This window comes from Methanobrevibacter sp. (assembly GCF_045130115.1).
GTDB lineage: Archaea > Methanobacteriota > Methanobacteria > Methanobacteriales > Methanobacteriaceae > Methanocatella.
Window position 1 is genome coordinate 54,904 of sequence record NZ_JBGUPC010000054.1, and the last position, 17,825, is coordinate 72,728.

Here is a 17,825-nt window from a genome sequence, read left to right on the forward strand (position 1 = left end):
TTTCATTAATTAATTATTAACCTGATTTTTCTGTATTAAATTCATCTTTAGACTTTATTCCCACCAAGGAAGCAAATACTGCAATTATACAAATGACTGTGCAGATTATACATACTATCTGAGAACTTTGAACTATCATATTTGCATACTGGGAAGACAATTTCAAGCTGCCCATAACCCATGCAAAAACAAGTGTAAGCAAACCCAAACTCATTGTTTGGCCTATGGTTCTCATGGCAGATTGTGCCGCTGACGCATTTGGAGTCTCCTTTTGAGGAACAGAACTCATTATTGCATTTGTATTTGGAGTTGTGAACAATCCCATGCCAATACCCTGCAAAATCATCGCCAAGACAATGAGATATATTGGAGTATTTGCATCCAGGAATATTAAAATCAAAAGTGCACAAGTTGCAATGGACATTCCTATGGCTGCCAATTTTTGAGGATGTATCCTATCGGATAATTTTCCTGAATTTGGTGCCATAATCGCCATGATGATTGGAGTGACAATCAAAATGAGTCCTGACATTTGAGCGTTCCATCCTCTGACATATTGGAAATGGTAATTTAAGATTGTAGTTAATGCCGCTATCGCAAGATAACTGCATAAAGCAGCTACGTTGGACGAAGTGAACTTCATATTCTTGAATAATTTCATGTTGAATGCCGGGCTACTTGTTCTGGTTTCATAATATCCAAAGACAACCAATAGAATAAATCCAATAAGTACGCAAACCTGACCTATGAAATTCATCAAACTTGTAAATCCATAAATGAACAATAAAATGCCTATTCCATATATAAGATAACCTATTGTGTCAATCCTGTCGTTTTCATATGTTTTCCAATCCCCAGGAATTTTCCAAATCATAAGGGCGAGACAGATTGCGAAAAATGGAATTGTAAAGTAAAACATAGACCTCCAGCCGAAGTTATAAACCAAGAATCCGCATATCACGGGAGACAATGAGCCTGCAAGATAAACTCCTGTTACAGTAAATCCCAAAGCTTTACCTCTGTTTTGAGGTTTGATTGCCTGCACAACCATAGCCATAGCAGCAACATTGGAAAATGCTCCACCTATCCCTTGAACTACTCTAAAAAACAGGAAGGATTCTGAGGAAAATGACAAGCATGCTCCTATGGAAGCAAACACGAAAACTAAAACTCCCGCTATCAATGCCTTTTTAACGCCGAATTTGCCTGAAAGTTGTCCTGCTGGAAGCGTGAATACTGCCACAACAAGCAATGCAATGGTGATTATCCAATTCTGAACAATGTTGTTCATTGCAAATTCCCCTGCAATGGAAGGCACGCCTATAACTATGCCTGCGGATAAAAAGACTGCAAAAAATGATGTGAGAAATGCTACAATCACAACAGAGGTTTCTATATTAAATTTCATTTCCATATTATTCCTCCTCAACGAGCTTCATGCCATTGATTGCTATTTCTCTTATTCTTTCTCTTAATTCATCATCCGAATCGGTTATTCCGACCTCTTTTTCCCATTCCTTTGAAATCTTTCTGAATTTAGGAACCAAATCATTACCCTTTTCGGTTGTATTCAACATGTATTTTCTGCGATTGTTGGGGTCTGTTTCTCTTATGATATAACCCAAATCCTCTAATTTTTTCAATGATTTAGCAATATTGCCCTTACTTTGGCTGAACATATTGACCAAATCTTCCTGGGAGCAATTTGGATTGTCATATATGAACATGATGTATCTCACATCATGACCAAGATTTAAGTCTTTAAATTTTGATTTTATGTATTTCTGTTGATTTAGGGAAATATTATGTATCCATGCAATGAATGGAGAATTTTTAGTTATTGCCTGGAAAATTTCATTATCCATATTTTTCACCTATGGTATTCTATGTTTTTCAAACAATATAAATGTTTCATTTGAAACAGTTAAAAATGAAACTGTCATTTTTTCATCTGAACCATATTGTTTTTTACAATCAATAGATTTATATACTATGTTTCAATGAAAGCAATTTTACAAGCCTGCAACAATTTAACAAAGCCATTACAATTTGATTAAGCTTAAATACAATAAGTAAAATACCAATTATTAAAAATAAGGAATTATTTGTGAAAAAATGTTAAGAGTTGATTTGAAAGATAATATTAACAATATTGCCTATGAAAAATTTTCAAAAGCATAAATTGAAATGACTTCTTTGAAAATTTGGAAAAGGAAAATTCTGATGATTTGGAAGGTATCTTTATATCAATAGAATGGTCATTTATTTTATAGTCATAAAATATTTAACTCATTTACTTAACTGGTTTTCACATTAGCATGCATGACATGTTAATTTAAAATAATATTCAATTATGGATATATATCAAGTTCTCTTAAAATTCAAATTTTACAAATAACTAGGGGTGTGGCAATGAGAAACCATATTAACGGCAGCGTATATGCTACGTTTTACATCATGAAAGACATAAATTATCAGCTTAACAATCCACTGGATACGAAAAAAGCCCAAAAATCTGATATCAACATCAGAAGGTTCAATGGAAAATCAAAAATAAGTCGAAACGGGAATATAAATTTCTTAATCTAACAATCTTGCGATTACATATTCCCCAAGGTAAATGAACAATATCTCAATTTTTTGATTATCTGAAATTCGATTCCTTATATCGCTTGCGCTTTTGACCTCATCAATCAAGGTATACGGATTATTTGCAACATAACCAACGGTTTTGCCGTTTTTCACAACTGCAACCGCATCAGGGTCATGTTCATTGTCATCATCCTTAACCAATGTCAAAACATCTCCTATTTGGGGTGTAAATCCATAAAAATCACTGCCGACAACATTAATAAGTGTGTCTTGGGTATTGTTCAAATAATCGCATTGGGATTCAAATTCTTTGAGTTTGTCGAATTCCTTATATGCTATTAAATAGCATTTGTGAGCATCAACTAGTTCGTTCAGTGCTTCTAGAATCTCGGCCTTCAGAAAATAGAATTCAGATGGATCTTCACCATCAGGAATATTGGATATTCCACAATCAATTAAATGTAAAGCCTTTTCATAATCGGCTTCAGGAAAAAAAGTAACTTTGGCCCATTTATATAGGCAATTTGCCTTGTTCAGCTGAATTTCTGAGGACTTGTGAAGGCTCAATGCATTGTCAAAACACTTGACTGACTCATCAAACTCGCCAAGATTTTCAAGGATAATTCCTTTTAGGTTTAAATTGTCATAACTGTAATTTGTTTTCAGTGTTTTGTTAATTTCGATTAATGCCTTTTCAAATTCATTTTCCTTAATCAGGTAATCTATTTTGGGAGTGTCTGAAACCTTAAACCTTGCCTGGCCGTCATCATCAAATGAATCGATATAAAGATATTCTTTCATGTTATCATTTTATTAAAAAATCATTAATTAACTTTTATATTGGACCAAGACAATATATTAACTAAGAGGTTAGAAAAATGGATTATGATGTAATATATATCGGAAGTGGAAATGCCGCTTGGCAAGGTGGCCGATTTTTAAGAAAAGCAGGCCTTAAAATTTTAATCGTTGAGGAAAGCCTATATGGCGGAACCTGTGCAAATCGTGGCTGCAACTCAAAGGCATTGCTTGATGCGCCTTATGAAATCAAGGCATTGACAGAAAATTTTGAAGGCGTTGGAAAAGATGGCGATTTCAATGTCAACTGGTCCGATTTGATGAAGCTGAAAAGAAAACGCATTGCAAATATGGCACCATTTTTAGACGGCAAGTTCAAGGAATATGACCTTGATGTCGCCCACGGAAAAGGAGTCATTCTGGATGAGCACACAGTTCAGGTCGCAGATGAAACATTCACCACAGACAAGATTGTAATATGCACAGGCCTAAAGCCGGTGATTCCTGACATTCCCGGAAAGGAATTCCTTCATGACAGCACTGACTATTTGGATATCGATGAGCTTCCGGAACATGCCATTATAATAGGGGCAGGATTTGTTGGAATGGAGTTTGCATCAATCCTTGCCGAAGCTGGGCTCAGTGCTGATGTAATCATCAGAGGAAACATGGCTTTGAAATACTTCCACCAACCATATGTACAAAAGGTAATTGAAAGACTTAAAGAAAAAAACATTAATTTCCATTTTAACCAAACAGTAACCGAAGTCATTAGCAATGTAGAAATAGATAATCCTCTGGAAAAGGTATTGAACGTCGATAATGCCTTAAACTCAGATGATGAGCTGAGGGATCCTGAAGCCAAAATTGACAACGTGGCCTATGAGGACGGCTTTACGGTTAAGTGTGAAAGCGGACTTAGCTTAACAGGAGACTATGTCGTAGCTGCAATGGGCAGAACCGCCAATGTGGAGGACATAGGTCTTGAAAATGTAGGATTGACATACACAAGTAAGGGAATCAAGGTCAACGGACACCTTCAAAGTGAAGTGCCTAACATCTACGCTTCAGGTGATGTTGCTGATACAGGAATTGCAAAGCTTGTAACAGTTGCGATACATCACTCCAAATACCTTGCAAAGGAATTGCTGGGTCAAGCGGATGAAATAACATATCCTGTAGTTCCTGCAGTTGCCTATACCATTCCAAGGATTGCAACCGTTGGAGTTCCTGCTTATGTTGCCGATGAAAGTGATGAATATGACATCCACACAATAAGATACGGTAACTCATATTCTCTGGAGCTCAAAAATGACAGGACAGCTGAGGCAAAGGTCATTGTGGATAAGGACTTGAACATTGTTGGTGCAGAGATATATGCAGCCGATGCTGAAAACGTGGCAAACATGTTCGCATTCATAATCAATAAAAAGATCACCCTTGAAGAGCTGGACTACATGATTTATGCATTCCCTTCAAGCAGTTCTGTATGTTTGTATAAGCTTCACAATATCCATTATGATTTCAGTTAGGGAAATTTCCCTAACCTTCCTATATTTTTTTAAAAAAAGTTAAATTACTTCAAAGCCGATGAGTTTCACTTTATTTGAATGAAGCTTTGGATTTTCATCAATTTTTTCTGACAGTTTTGTGGTTATGTATTTTTTGTTGTCATCCGGAAAGACTGTGGCGATTTTTAAATCATCACTGTCCATGATGACACTTGCAAGGAAATTCGCTCCGCTTGAAATGCCTATTCCCAAACCGAACTCTTTTGCAATTCTTTTTGACATGTTGATTGCATCGCAGTCATCAATCAATACGATATCGTCAATTAAATCCTCATTTACGATGCCTGGAATAAAGTCATCACCTATTCCTTCAATCAAATGGCTTCCCTCTTCCATTCCCATCTTAAGTATTGATAATGTTGACGGTTCGAGGGCAAATAGCTTGGCATCAGGATTGTGGTCTTTCAGTCTTTGGCCGATTCCCATCAGTGTTCCTCCGGTTCCAATTCCTGAAACGAAAGCGTTTACGTCCGGAAGCTCTTCGATTATTTCCTGACCTGTGGTATAGTATTGTGCCTGAGTGTTTAATTCATTATCAAATTGGAGTGGCTTGTATGCACCAATTTCTTCTGCAAAGTCATCCACCATCTCTAGAGCCCTTTTGAATCCGCCTTCCTCTTTTGATACGAGGTGAACGTGAGCTCCATACATCTCAATGAGTTTTCTTCGCTCAAGGGATACCCAATCAGGCATGAATATGTGGACTTCATGGCCGAAAAGTGCGCCGATTGCACTAAATGCAATGCCGGTATTTCCACTTGTAACTTCAATAATTGGCTGTCCATCAGCCAAATTGCCGTTTTCTCTTTCTTTTTGGATAATATATAATGCAATTCTGTCCTTTATGCTTCCAGTATAATTGTAGTATTCGAGTTTGGTGTAAATACTGCCCTTTTTTCCTTCATATTCATAATCAATCTTAATCATTGGTGTGTTTCCAACTAGCTTTTCAACATTCATAATTATCCAATCCAATTCAATATTAAACTATTATATATCTGTATTTTAAGTGTAATATATTTTTTTGAAAAATTTCTGTGCTCCTTCGGGTCCATCACTTTGTCCATTGGTATGCCATTCTAGGTGAACCGTCCGCCACATATATTGTGCCGCACTTTTCAAAACCGTTTTTCTCTATTTGCTTCTGCATAACTACATTGCTTGCGTGAGTGTCAATTCTGATGTTTGTGTAGTTGCTTTTGCAGTATGTTATGGCACACTTGAATATGCCGTGGACCTTTCCGTCGCTTGCAATTCTGTGAACGGTCACATATTCATCATCGTTTAGCCATTCGCCATTTTCGATGTGTTCATATGTTGGCTCTACACCTTCAAAAAGGGCAAATACTCCATGGAGATTTTCGCCTTCACATATCAAATGGCAAACTCCATTGTCAATGTCGCTTTCAATGAGATCTTTTGGAGGGTATCTGTGTCCCCATTGATTAGGATTTCCGGTTTTAATCATGAAATCCTGAGCGGTCCTGTATATTTCCATGATTTTGGCCAAGTCGTTATGCGTTGCCTTTCTGATATTCATCAATATTTCCCCCAACACGGTTAATCTAATTTTTAAAAACAGAAATATTTAAATTTGGGGAGTTGTCAAAAAAAGAAAAAAGAAAATTGTATTTATTTTGTAAATACAATTGATTTTGCCATGTCTATTGCATCGTCCCGATCGTTATATCCTACAACGACAAGGATTCCATCATCAACAACCAGGGCACTGTAGAGGTCACCTTTTTTGTAGACACGTATGTCTCCGTCTTTTCCGTCAGCATCAAATCCGGAATTTGATTGAAATACGTCAAATTCTTTATCATCCAAATTAGGATTGAGTGAATTGTCTTCTGTATATATTACAAAAAAACTTTTGTCTATATCAAAATAAGTTATGACGCCGTTTTCATTACTTTTTTCAAGATCAACACCTTGGACAATGTCCATTTTGAATTTACCGTCAAAATCCTGATTTTCAAAATCTGTGGCTGCAATGGCCGATATGGAAAATGCACAGGCAACCGCCAATATTAATAGTAGGGTTATATATTTTTTCATTTGTTATCCTCCAGTGTTAGATATTAGTTTATTTATTAAATTAAATATATATTATTTACTATTTACTTTTTAAAAGATTTACTAAAATCAATTTAATTTTTATTATATTTTTAGATGTTTTGTTTAATTTTCAATAGGTAATATTTTTCTCTTATCTTTTTTTTATTCATAAATTCCTAAATTTTATATATTATGAGAACTAATAATATACCTAACGAACGGTAGGTAGGAAAATGAACACAAAGGAAAGGATATTTGATGTATCATTAGATTTATTTTCTAAAAAGGGATATGATTCCGTTTCGCTTAGGGAAATTGCTGAGGAAGTGGGAATTAAGAAAAGCTCAATATATAGTCATTACTCTTCAAAAGAGGCCATCTTGATGGACATATTTAAGTATTTGACAGACCTCATGGAACATGATGAACTGCTAAACAATGAGGAATTGGATTTATCAGCAAAAAATGAGATGCTGCTTGAAAATCCGGAACTGTTCTATCATAAGGGATCAGAAGCCATAAGGGAAATGTTTAGCAGGCAAAGAAACCTGAAGATTTGGAAGCTGATATTCATACAGATGCATTACGATGACAATATCAGGATGTTTTTCCATGATGAGATATTGATGAAGCCCATTATTTTCTGGAACGAATTCTTCACAATACTTAAGGAAAATGGAGTCATAAGGCAGGATATTGATTCTAAACTCCTTGCAAAGGAGTATTACAGCTTTCCCATCTATCTTCTTTTGGAAATTTGTTCGAAATATGATGATATTCCTCAGGATTTGCTTGATGATTTCTTCAGACAAACGGAAGAACATGCAAATTTCCTGCTTGACTGTGTAAAGGTGAAAAAATGACCGCTTCAAATTTTGATATTCAGGAATACTTGTCAGAGGGTGTTGAAGCCATACTGAAAGATGCGATGCGCGCCACTCTTAAAAATCCTAAGGAAAGCATTTATCTGCTCAAATTTTCAAAACATGCAAGAAAGGCAACAAAGATAAGGCAGAAATATGAGCAGAATGGCAAAAATATTCCTGCATTTCTAATTGCAAGCATCACAAGCAGTTGCAATCTGCATTGCACAGGATGTTACTCGAGGGCAAATGATGCATGCAGCGACGATGAGCCTAAAAATCAGCTTTCGGGCGAACAATGGGAAGACATATTCATGCAAGCAAAGGAAATAGGAATAAGTTTCATAGTATTGGCTGGAGGAGAGCCCCTGATAAGGGAAGATGTAATAATAAATGCCAGTAAATATCCTGAAATACTCTTTCCAATATTCACTAACGGAACGTTGCTTGATGACGATTATCTGAAACTATTTGATGATAACAGGAACCTGGTTCCAATCCTGTCCATTGAAGGTGGCGAAGAGGTGACTGATTCAAGAAGGGGAGAGGGAGTCTACGGCCAATTGGTCGAATCCATGAAAGTGATGAAAAGCAAAAATATCATCTTTGGAGCTTCACTTACATTCACAAAAGAAAACATATCATCGCTGATTTCAAATGATTTCATCAATAAACTGCATGATTTGGGCTGCAAGGTAGTCTTTTTCATTGAATATGTTCCTATGAATCATGAAACGATTGAACTGGCTCCAGGTGACAGTGAAAGGGAATTGCTGTTTGGAGAAATCGATCGCCTTCGCAATGATTATAGAGATATGCTTTTCATGTCATTTCCGGGCGATGAAAAACTTTCCGATGGCTGTCTGGCAGCAGGAAGAGGTTTTTTCCATATCAACTCTCATGGAGGTGCAGAGCCTTGTCCAGCTTCACCGTATTCGGATACCAATTTATGTGATACTTCGCTTATTGAAGCACTTGATTCCAACCTGTTTAAATCTCTTAGGGATGGAGGCATCCTTATGGATGACCATGAGGGCGGTTGTGTACTTTTTGAACATAGGGATGAAGTTGAAAAAATATTAAATAAAAATGTAAAGATTTAAATATAGTTTCAATCAATTAACTCAAGCATCATTTATTGATGCTTGAAATTAGTATAATCGCACAGCAATTATCTGAAAAACCATTTGAATTCTGTTTCAAGATTTGGATCTATTTCCTTGACCTTTTTGGAAACATAATCGCTTAATTTTAATAAGTTTTCCTCGGAATCAGAGGTAATGTAAATGATTTCAGGTAGAATTTCCAGATTTTTGGCTGATTTTCCTTCAAGAGGTCTGAAATTAGGTTTGAAGCCTTTGCAATATCCATACTTGGTATTTGTGTATTTCAATCCATCGATTTTTTTATATGTGTCTTTTTTCAAAAATTTAACATTGTCGAATTTAATGGCAACCTGGCCTCCGTATTTTACGGTTACAAGAAATTCTCCTGTTTTTTCATCCCTCAAAACATAATCTGTTTTGAGATTGTTCAAATCATTAATCAAATTTTCCACTTGTTTATTTAATAATGTGTCATTTTCAGCTGTTATCTTAAAGAAAATGACGTCATTGGATATATTGTTTGTATCAATCGGTTGTTTTGAAAAATAAATATAGGATGGGGTGTCTTTGGCTTCGGTTGCATACTGGGATAATATATCATTTACATCGGATACCTTAGAACAATTAATAACTCCTAAAATAAAATTTCTAACAGACATGAATATTATTTTAGTTTTTTATGTAATAAATATGTTACATATCATGCACTTTTTGGCATATCTTGGGAGGGTATTCAAATTCTGAATAACTATTGATTTGCTTTCATGGTTTCAAATTGCTCGTCACGGCTTTTTAACTTAAAAGTGAACAAGAAGGCAATGAATCCAACAATTGCCGCTAAAATCAGGCTGACTTTATAACCCAATATTCCTGAAAATGATGCAATCACTCCGCCTATAAGCGCTCCTCCTATCAGCTGTCCTGCGCTTGAAAGCATATTTACAATTGCCTGTCCAGCTCCCCTTTCCTGAGGTTTGGCCTCGCTTAAGACAATATATCTTAAAGGAGCGCCGATAATTGTTACCATACCAACGCCAATCATGCATCCTGCAATAATGAAAAATATCAGATTATTCGGATAGATTGCAATGGCAATTAATCCTATTGTCAGTATTAATGTTCCAATCATCATGAGCTTTCGTGAACCTGTAGAATCAAGGAATTTCCCTAGAATCGGTGCCGCAACTGCATTTGCACCTAAAATTGGTATCAGCATAAGACTTGCAAGCTGGTCATTCAGACCCATTGAAAGAATCACCAATGATGGAATGAATATTGCTGATGAGTAGATTATTCCGTAGCATAATGTTTCAATGCATGCAATTCTAATTTCCCGGTTTTTCAGCATATGTATAGGTACAATTGATTCCTGTGCCTTTTTTTCCACCCTTAAAAAAATAGGAATCAAAACAATGAATATTACTAGGAAAGGAGCGACATTCACTGAAATCAAACTGTTGATGAAGTTGCTTGAATCGATCTGATTCAGTCCGTAGGATAAGAATATGGCAAGCAGACTCAACATCACTATTCCCAAATAGTCAATTTTGAGATTTCTTTCATTTTCAGCATCAGGAAGGATGTAGAAAGCGAATGCTATCAGAAATATGCTGATCGGTATGTTTATTGTAAAGCACCAGTTCCATCCGAATGGAATCAGAGCCGCCCCGACCAATGGGCCTCCAATGGCGGAAATACCGAATACGCTTCCAAGAATGCCCAATGCCTTTCCCCTTTCATTCAATGGAAATGCATCGCCTACAAATGCTCCAGCTACTGGAAATATGCCTCCACAGCCGAAACCCTGAACGATTCTTCCCAAAAATATGGATTCAATATTAAAAGAAAATGCGATTAGACATGATCCTATTCCAAATAACACAACATCAAGAATGAAAATCTTTTTTCTGCCATAAAAGTCTGAAAACTTGGCCATTACCGGTGACCCGATCATGAATGCAATTACAAATAGCGTAAATATCCAACTGGATTCCCTGCTTGTGAGGTTAAAGCTTTGCTCAATTGAAGGTAGAACAGGCCCGATTATGCCCGTATCCAGGGAACCCATGAAGACCCCTATCAGGAATAGTGCGAGTATCAGATTTCGTGTTTTTGCGTCTAGAGTTTTTGATTGCATAGGGCTTCTTTATTTTTAAAAAATAATCTTAAATTTAATTTCTTAGTTTTAAAATTCCTTTCTTGCTAACGATTTGGTCTATTCCGGAGTTCTTTATCATTCTAAAGCATATTGGACAAGGTTCTGCATCTTCTATTTCCACCCATTCTCCATCATCGTACTTTTCTCCGGCAAGATATATTGTTGAGCTGAGCATTTCATTTCTGCTCGCACTAATCATGGCATTCTGTTCGGCATGGACTGAAAAGCAGTCATTATAGTTTCCTGAATTTGATGGAAGATTCATTCTTTGGCAATCTCCTCTATCGCAGCAGTTTTCCTCTCCTCTTGGATTTCCATTATATCCTGTGCTGACTATTTCATCATTGTTCACTATAACTGCCCCGTATCGTCTTTTCAAGCATGTGCTTCTTTTTGATACGGCAAGCGCAATTGCAAGATAATACTCGTTTTTGCTCATTCTATTTGCATTGTTTTCATTCATTGATTTTTCATCTGTCATATCGTCATCTCCAATCTGAATGATAATGATTATTATTCTATTTTTAATGAGTTTTTTAATTAAGTAAAATACACTCTCATTTCAATAAAGTGCCTTATTTACAGTTTTATGTTTTTTCTTTAAAATATGTTTTGAAGACATCATTCGCCGCAGGATATGATATAATCATCAAATCCATGAACTTAATGTGAAACTATTCATTTAAAATAAATTCGATATTTGACCAATCATTTTTTAGCGGTTATGCATATCCAATCTGCATCTTCGCCGGTAAATGAGTCCCTGGACTCCTTGACATTAATGTTAATGTCTGAAAATCCTGCTTTTTGCAGATAATCCTTCAATTGTTCCTGTGAATATATGTTCATGTCCAATAGTTCAATCAATTCCATTTGGCGTTCGTCATTTTCCTTTGGAAGTGCCTCATTGGCAATGAAAATCATGCCATCATATTTCAGAATCCTGAAAACTTCCTTCAAGTCATTTAAAAAATCAGGCCAGAAATAAACAGTTTCAAAAGCGGTCACGATATCGAAGGTATTGTCATCGAAAGGCATGCTTGAAACAGACCCTTGAATAATTTCACATCTGCCCTCGCAAATTGCATCTTCATTCATCAAACATGATTTTTCACATGCAACCTTTGAATAATCAAGGCCATATACGATATTGTCAGTAATTTGAAGGAATCTATGTACATTGACTCCACCTCCGCAGCCAATATCCAAAATTTTATCATTCCTTGTGATTTTGATATGGCTTAAACTCCACTGGGCAAGGCCTTCATGATTGATGTTCATCTTTTCAATCAGCTTTTCGCCCAGTTCTCCTTTGGGATTTCGCGCATTGGCTAAAAGTTCAGGCTCTTCAATAATATGAATGTTTTCATAATTCATAATGTAATTTTTAGCGATGACATTAGAAATATTTTTTTAATTGAAAATCGAAATATACAATCAATAACAACACATTTCAAGGTTTTGACATTATGAACATTTTAATATCCAATGACGATGGTGTTTCAGCACCAGGAATATTGGCCGCAAAACAGGCAGTTGAAGATTTGGCCAATGTATATGTTGTGGCTCCAGATGTAAACAACAGCAGCGTAGGTCGTCGAATAACCTTATTCAAACATTTGAAATTGGAGTCATGCAAACTCGAAGATGGAAGTCCTGCCTACGGCGTTTCCGGAAGTCCTGCAGATGCAGTCATTGTCGGTGCGGACTATGTGATGGACGTGAAGCCTGATTTGGTAATATCCGGAATAAATCAGGGCGTGAATATAAGTTGTGACATCACATCCTCAGGTACCGTTTGCGCTGCGCTGGAAGCGGTCAGTTTGGGCATTCCTGCAATAGCTGCTTCTCTGTTTATTGATCCTGAAACATCCTACCGGCAGGATGAAAACGGCAAATGGTATCTTGAATATGATTTCGATTTGGCAAAAGATGTTCTGCATGACCTTGTTGTGAAAATCATCAATAAAGGATTTCCGGATGATGTGGACCTGTTCAATCTGAATGTTCCCACCAACTATGAGTCTGAAGAGGTCAAAATCACTCACCTTTCCCATAGGATGCTTGAAAAGCAGGTTATCGACAATTCCAATCAGGAAAAGCAAGATTTATTTAACTATCCCCTTGAGGAAGATCAGAACAGTGATGATTTGGTGATGATTACATCAAATCTTGTTCGTGAATATGATGAAAACAGTGACGGATATGCTCTTTTTGTTGAAAAACGTCCGAGCCTGACCCCCCTTAATGCAAACATGACCAGCAGGGATTTGAAGGACTGGTGAAACCAAAACTGAAAGTATATATTTGCATCTTATGAATTCAAGAGTTAATGGTTTCTGATGGAAACAACAACCTCAGAAAGATCAAATTCAAAATAAAAACAGATAGTGGTCTTAATGTCAAGAAGATTTGCAGTCATAGATACTGAAACAAACTGGAACAATAATGTAATGTCAATTGGAGTTCTGATTGCAAGATGCAAGAATTTCGAAAGGACAGATTCCCGTTACTACATTCTGCCACAGGAAGAAAAGGTGGGAGGGATGTATTCAAAAAGCATGAGACAGACCAATCATGAAATAATTACCGGTCACAGAGTCGAGGTGATTGATGATTTGAAGATTCTATTGAATTCCAATGGTGTTGATGATTTGTTTGCCTATAACGCTTCATTCGACAAGAATCATCTGCCTGAACTTTCCGATTTCTGTTGGCATGATATAATGAAAGTTGCAGCATACAAGCAGCATAACCCATGCATTCCAGACCATCTGCCATGCTGCAAAACAGGCCGATTGAAAAGGGGCTATGGCGTTGAGCCGATGCTTCAGATGCTTGGTGTTGAGGACTACTGCGAGACCCATAATGCAGTCATTGATGCAAGGGACGAACTGAGAATAATGAAAAAATTAGGTTATGAAATCGATTTCTATCCTGAAATCTAAATATCCAATTTGAACAGCTTTTTAGCATTTTGTGATGTTATTTCAATGATGTCATCTTCATCCATTTCCAGATATTCGGCTATTTTTCTTATGACATATTTGATGTTTTGTGGTGTATTTATTTCTCCTCTCTTTTCCTGTGGAGGCAAGTAAGGAGAATCTGTTTCTACAATCATATGATTGATATCAATTGTTTTTACCATCTTTCTTGTTTTTTTGTTGTTGGGGATGGTAACCGGTCCGCCCACTCCCATGTAGAAACCCAATTCAATGAATTGCCTTGCCATTTCGGCTGAACCCTGATAGCAATGAAGTGATCCGATTACATCATGCCTTTTCAGCACGTCAAATGTGTCCTGCATTGCCTTTCTTGAATGCACAATCACGGGCAGGTCATGCTTTTCAGCCAAATCAAGCATCCTCTCAAAGAGTTCAATCTGCCTGTCCTTATTGTCTTTTGTATAATAATAGTCAAGGCCTATTTCGCCCACGGCAATCACATTGTCATTTTCAAGCTGCCTATCCAAAAGGCTGATGTCATCATCTGTTATCTCATCGGCCAATGTGTAGTAGTAACCCAAAGCCGCATGGACATTATCATATTTGTCTGCCAGTTCCAGAACTTGCATATTGCTTTTAAAATCGGTGCCGTTCAATATGAGATGCATATCATTATCTGAGGCCTGTTTAATTATCTCTTCGGCATTTTCCATTTCGCAGTCATATACATGGCAATGGGTATCAATTATCATAAAAACATCACTTCATCATTAACTTTTTAATGTCTCGACTTCAATTATTATATAACAAGTTAGATTAAATTATATTTTTTGGTGAGCGAATGGAAAGTAAGTTTTCAAGAACAGAGATGTTGATTGGAAATGAGGGAATGGAAAAATTAAGAGATGCGAAAGTTGCAGTTTTTGGCCTTGGAGGAGTAGGGTCCTTTGTCTGCGAAGGGCTTGCCAGAAGCGGTGTTGGCAATTTCATTTTAGTGGACTTCGACAAGATAGATGAAAGCAACATCAACAGGCAGCTGATTGCAACTACAAAGACAATCGGCAGATATAAGGTGGATTTGATGAAGGAAAGGATTCTTGAAATAAATCCCGATGCAAACGTTGAAGTGCATAAGGAATTCTACATGGCCGATTCAACAACTGAAATCATTACAGAGGACCTGTCATATGCGGTTGACTGCGTGGACACAATAATGGCAAAGATTGCAGTCATATGCAAATGCGATGCCCTGAATGTGCCTGTCATCTCTTCGATGGGGACTGGAAACAAGCTTGACCCGACAATGTTTGAAGTTGCAGACATTTACGATACCTCAGTATGCCCCCTTGCCAAAATAATGAAAAAGGATTTGAGAAAGAGAAACATAGAAAAGCTGAAGGTTGTATATTCCAAGGAACATGCGATAAACACAAATGACTGTGAAATAAATCAGGGCAGAAAATTCAAGGTGAAAGGAAGCACATCCTTTGTGCCATCAGTTGCAGGGCTGATAATTGCAGGTGAAGTGGTAAAGGATATTGCAGGCGTTTGATTGTGGATATTTTCCATTTCTATCAATGAGTAAGTTTCAATAATCAAAATGAAATCAGAACTCTAAATTGTGAACAATTCAGTATTTTAATAAGTTTCGGGAATGTTAATATTAAGTATAATCAGTTAGATATTTTTAATTATACTCAAATTTTCAGGAAACGCATTCGAGGGAATAAATATGAAGAAAACAAAAGTTATCTGCAGTATAGGTCCGGCATCTGACTCTGTGGAGGTTATGGGTGAAATGGTTAACATGGGTATGGACTGTGCACGCATTAATCTTAGCCATGCCACACCCGAAGGTATAGTGAAAACACTTGAAGTCATCAGACAGGTGCGCAGGCAATACAACAGTCACCTTGCCATCATGTATGACACAAAGGGGCCTGAATTTCGAACATTAAAATTCAAGGACGGAGGAGTAAATCTTAAAAAGGATGATACCATCAGAATGAGCAAGACCTCCATTGTTGGAAATGAGAAGGAATTCGGAGTAAATCACAGCAATGCAATAGATTTTATTGAAGTTGGAGATACTGTTTTAATAGACAATGCATTATTCGAATTGGAAGTCATCGACAAGAGTGAAGATTTTGTAGTTCTCAAGGCATTGAGTGACGGCAAAATTCAAAATAATAAGACCATCAATGTCCCGGGTGTTGATTTGAAATTGGAATTCATGAGCGATGTGGATAGAAAGGACATTGCCTTTGCTGCAAAACATGCCTGCGATTATCTTGCATTATCATTTGTCAATTCAAAGGAAGATGTGATGGCCGCACGCAGAATAATTGAAGAGGCAGGAGGGGATGCACTTATTATCTCAAAAATAGAAAGCCGCATGGGCATCGAAAATATTGATGAGATAATTGATGAATCCGATGGAATCATGGTGGCTCGTGGAGATTTGGGAGTTGAAGTTCCCCTTGAAGAATTGCCTGTGCTTCAAAAGACCATCATCAGAAAATGCCGTCAAAAGGGCAAGTTTGCTATTGTTGCCACTGAAATGCTGGCCTCCATGTATGAAAGTCCCAGACCTACAAGGGCTGAAGTTTCAGATGTTGCCAATGCAATAATGGATGGAACGGATTGCGTCATGCTTTCAGGAGAGACTACCATTGGAAAGCATCCGATTGAAGCCGTTGAAGTAATGAGCAGAATATGCAAATATGTGGAATCTACAGTTGACTATACAAAGCATGTCTCATATAATGGAACAATAGAAACCAGCGACACGATTGCAAAACTGGTTGTTGATTCTGTTGAATTCTCAGACATCAAACTGATAGTCACATCCACTCTCACAGGATTGACTGCCCGCCGAATTAGTAATTTCAGGCCAAACTCAATAATCATGGCATGCTGTCCGTCCAATCATATTGCGGAGAAGGTCATTTTAAACTTCGGTGTCAAACCGGTGGTAACAGACATATATGAAAGCACAGATGAAATGATGAATAATGCTAAAAAAATAGCTCAAAGGGAATTTGATCTAAACAAAGGGGATCTGATTGTGTTTACAGGAGGATTTCCTTTAGGTGATGTCAAAAAAACCAATTATTTAATAATTGTCGAAATTTAAAAAGTTAAGCATGAATTAAGGTCTTATTTAAATTCCTTTTTCATGCATATGACGACATTGTCATCTTTAAATTGTCCAAAATTATCTATAAACTTATAATTTAACTTTTTGTATAAACTGATTGCGGCTTTGTTATTTTTGCCTGTTATAATATATGAAAATCTGTAGCCGTTTTTGACAGCCGACTTTTCCAATTGGGTAATGAGATTATATGCCATTCCTCTTCTGCGATATTCCCTTTTAGTATAAACTCTTTTGAATTCAACTGAAACATCATCAAAAGCCCTATAGCTGGCACAGGCAACTGGAATGCCTTTGTCTAATGCCAACAGAACAACATGAGGATTTTTAAACTCATTGTAACTGTCGTATTTTGATAATTCATTACCTATACGTTCATAGTATCCTCTATCCAGTTCGTTTACAAGCTCCAGAAACCTTTTGTCATTTTCATCGGTTAAAATTGTATCCATGTAATCATCTAATATTGTATTGGCATATACTAGTTATACTTTTTTTGCATTTGATTTAAAAGGTTATGAATTTATTAGCTTATATATGTTTAAAAACAAATAATATGTTATAGTATACT

The 17,825-nt window shown here is 36.7% G+C and carries 20 protein-coding genes; 8 read left to right on the forward strand and 12 right to left on the reverse strand.

Annotation, left to right across the window (positions count from 1 at the left end; genetic code table 11):
* Window positions 1-16: 16 nt before the first annotated feature.
* Complete coding sequence (locus tag ACJMML_RS09335) at window positions 17-1,414, reverse strand: MFS transporter (RefSeq protein WP_405307054.1); 1,398 nt, start codon at window positions 1,412-1,414, stop codon at window positions 17-19.
* A 1-nt stretch (window position 1,415) separates the two neighbouring features.
* Window positions 1,416-1,865, reverse strand: a complete 450-nt coding sequence (locus tag ACJMML_RS09340) for a MarR family winged helix-turn-helix transcriptional regulator (protein ID WP_405307055.1) — start codon at window positions 1,863-1,865, stop codon at window positions 1,416-1,418.
* Between the two features lie 547 nt (window positions 1,866-2,412).
* Between ACJMML_RS09340 and ACJMML_RS09345 the strand changes: the two genes are divergently transcribed.
* The gene (locus tag ACJMML_RS09345; RefSeq protein WP_405307056.1) at window positions 2,413-2,589 is read left to right on the forward strand and encodes a hypothetical protein; all 177 of its coding nucleotides are present in this window, start codon (window positions 2,413-2,415) and stop codon (window positions 2,587-2,589) included.
* Here ACJMML_RS09345 and ACJMML_RS09350 read toward each other — a convergent pair.
* Entirely contained in the window at window positions 2,581-3,393 is an 813-nt protein-coding gene (locus ACJMML_RS09350; RefSeq protein ID WP_405307057.1) for a hypothetical protein, read from the reverse strand. The two genes, ACJMML_RS09345 and ACJMML_RS09350, sit on opposite strands and share 9 nt — an antisense overlap.
* A 77-nt stretch (window positions 3,394-3,470) precedes the next feature.
* On the opposite strand from ACJMML_RS09350, the gene ACJMML_RS09355 reads away from it, so the two are divergent.
* Window positions 3,471-4,922: a dihydrolipoyl dehydrogenase family protein gene (locus tag ACJMML_RS09355; protein ID WP_405307058.1), complete on the forward strand. Its 1,452-nt coding sequence runs from the start codon at window positions 3,471-3,473 to the stop codon at window positions 4,920-4,922.
* 39 nt (window positions 4,923-4,961) lie between these two features.
* Here ACJMML_RS09355 and ACJMML_RS09360 read toward each other — a convergent pair whose 3' ends face one another.
* From ACJMML_RS09360 to ACJMML_RS09370, 3 genes are all read right to left on the reverse strand, one after another.
* Window positions 4,962-5,921: a PLP-dependent cysteine synthase family protein gene (locus ACJMML_RS09360; RefSeq protein WP_405307059.1), complete on the reverse strand. Its 960-nt coding sequence runs from the start codon at window positions 5,919-5,921 to the stop codon at window positions 4,962-4,964.
* A 94-nt stretch (window positions 5,922-6,015) separates the two neighbouring features.
* Window positions 6,016-6,501 carry a hypothetical protein gene (locus ACJMML_RS09365; protein WP_405307060.1) on the reverse strand — a complete coding sequence of 162 codons (486 nt, stop codon included), beginning with the start codon at window positions 6,499-6,501 and terminating at the stop codon, window positions 6,016-6,018.
* A gap of 92 nt (window positions 6,502-6,593) precedes the next feature.
* Entirely contained in the window at window positions 6,594-7,022 is a 429-nt protein-coding gene (locus ACJMML_RS09370) for a hypothetical protein (protein WP_405307061.1), read from the reverse strand.
* Window positions 7,023-7,255: 233 nt separating this feature from the next.
* On the opposite strand from ACJMML_RS09370, the gene ACJMML_RS09375 reads away from it, so the two are divergent.
* Window positions 7,256-7,885 (forward strand): TetR/AcrR family transcriptional regulator, encoded by a 630-nt coding sequence (locus ACJMML_RS09375; RefSeq protein ID WP_405307062.1) that lies wholly within the window; start codon window positions 7,256-7,258, stop codon window positions 7,883-7,885.
* The gene (locus ACJMML_RS09380; protein ID WP_405307063.1) at window positions 7,882-8,988 is read left to right on the forward strand and encodes a radical SAM/SPASM domain-containing protein; all 1,107 of its coding nucleotides are present in this window, start codon (window positions 7,882-7,884) and stop codon (window positions 8,986-8,988) included. The genes ACJMML_RS09375 and ACJMML_RS09380 overlap by 4 nt, the downstream gene beginning before the upstream one ends.
* 68 nt (window positions 8,989-9,056) lie before the next feature.
* Here the strand turns inward: ACJMML_RS09380 and ACJMML_RS09385 are convergent, their stop codons facing one another.
* The 4 genes from ACJMML_RS09385 to ACJMML_RS09400 all read right to left on the reverse strand — a co-directional run bounded on the left by ACJMML_RS09385 (window position 9,057) and on the right by ACJMML_RS09400 (window position 12,526).
* On the reverse strand, window positions 9,057-9,650 hold the full coding sequence (locus ACJMML_RS09385) for a hypothetical protein (RefSeq protein ID WP_405307064.1): 594 nt from the start codon (window positions 9,648-9,650) through the stop codon (window positions 9,057-9,059).
* Between the two features lie 89 nt (window positions 9,651-9,739).
* The gene (locus ACJMML_RS09390) at window positions 9,740-11,128 is read right to left on the reverse strand and encodes an MFS transporter (RefSeq protein WP_405307065.1); all 1,389 of its coding nucleotides are present in this window, start codon (window positions 11,126-11,128) and stop codon (window positions 9,740-9,742) included.
* A 34-nt stretch (window positions 11,129-11,162) separates the two neighbouring features.
* Complete coding sequence (locus ACJMML_RS09395) at window positions 11,163-11,630, reverse strand: deoxycytidylate deaminase (protein ID WP_405307066.1); 468 nt, start codon at window positions 11,628-11,630, stop codon at window positions 11,163-11,165.
* A gap of 227 nt (window positions 11,631-11,857) precedes the next feature.
* Window positions 11,858-12,526: a class I SAM-dependent methyltransferase gene (locus tag ACJMML_RS09400; RefSeq protein ID WP_405307067.1), complete on the reverse strand. Its 669-nt coding sequence runs from the start codon at window positions 12,524-12,526 to the stop codon at window positions 11,858-11,860.
* 92 nt (window positions 12,527-12,618) lie between these two features.
* On the opposite strand from ACJMML_RS09400, the gene surE reads away from it, so the two are divergent.
* Both surE and ACJMML_RS09410 read left to right on the forward strand, forming a co-directional pair.
* The gene (surE, locus tag ACJMML_RS09405) at window positions 12,619-13,434 is read left to right on the forward strand and encodes a 5'/3'-nucleotidase SurE (protein ID WP_405307068.1); all 816 of its coding nucleotides are present in this window, start codon (window positions 12,619-12,621) and stop codon (window positions 13,432-13,434) included.
* A 114-nt stretch (window positions 13,435-13,548) separates the two neighbouring features.
* Window positions 13,549-14,097 carry a hypothetical protein gene (locus ACJMML_RS09410; protein ID WP_405307069.1) on the forward strand — a complete coding sequence of 183 codons (549 nt, stop codon included), beginning with the start codon at window positions 13,549-13,551 and terminating at the stop codon, window positions 14,095-14,097.
* Here ACJMML_RS09410 and ACJMML_RS09415 read toward each other — a convergent pair.
* Entirely contained in the window at window positions 14,094-14,849 is a 756-nt protein-coding gene (locus tag ACJMML_RS09415; RefSeq protein ID WP_405307070.1) for a TatD family hydrolase, read from the reverse strand. The genes ACJMML_RS09410 and ACJMML_RS09415 overlap by 4 nt on opposite strands.
* 89 nt (window positions 14,850-14,938) lie before the next feature.
* Between ACJMML_RS09415 and ACJMML_RS09420 the strand changes: the two genes are divergently transcribed.
* Window positions 14,939-15,649 carry a ThiF family adenylyltransferase gene (locus ACJMML_RS09420; protein ID WP_405307071.1) on the forward strand — a complete coding sequence of 237 codons (711 nt, stop codon included), beginning with the start codon at window positions 14,939-14,941 and terminating at the stop codon, window positions 15,647-15,649.
* Between the two features lie 180 nt (window positions 15,650-15,829).
* A complete protein-coding gene (gene pyk / locus ACJMML_RS09425) occupies window positions 15,830-17,233 on the forward strand; it encodes a pyruvate kinase (protein ID WP_405307072.1) in 1,404 nt (467 codons plus the stop codon).
* 23 nt (window positions 17,234-17,256) lie between these two features.
* Here pyk and ACJMML_RS09430 read toward each other — a convergent pair whose 3' ends face one another.
* Window positions 17,257-17,706 carry a GNAT family N-acetyltransferase gene (locus tag ACJMML_RS09430; RefSeq protein ID WP_405307073.1) on the reverse strand — a complete coding sequence of 150 codons (450 nt, stop codon included), beginning with the start codon at window positions 17,704-17,706 and terminating at the stop codon, window positions 17,257-17,259.
* Window positions 17,707-17,825 lie beyond the last annotated feature (119 nt).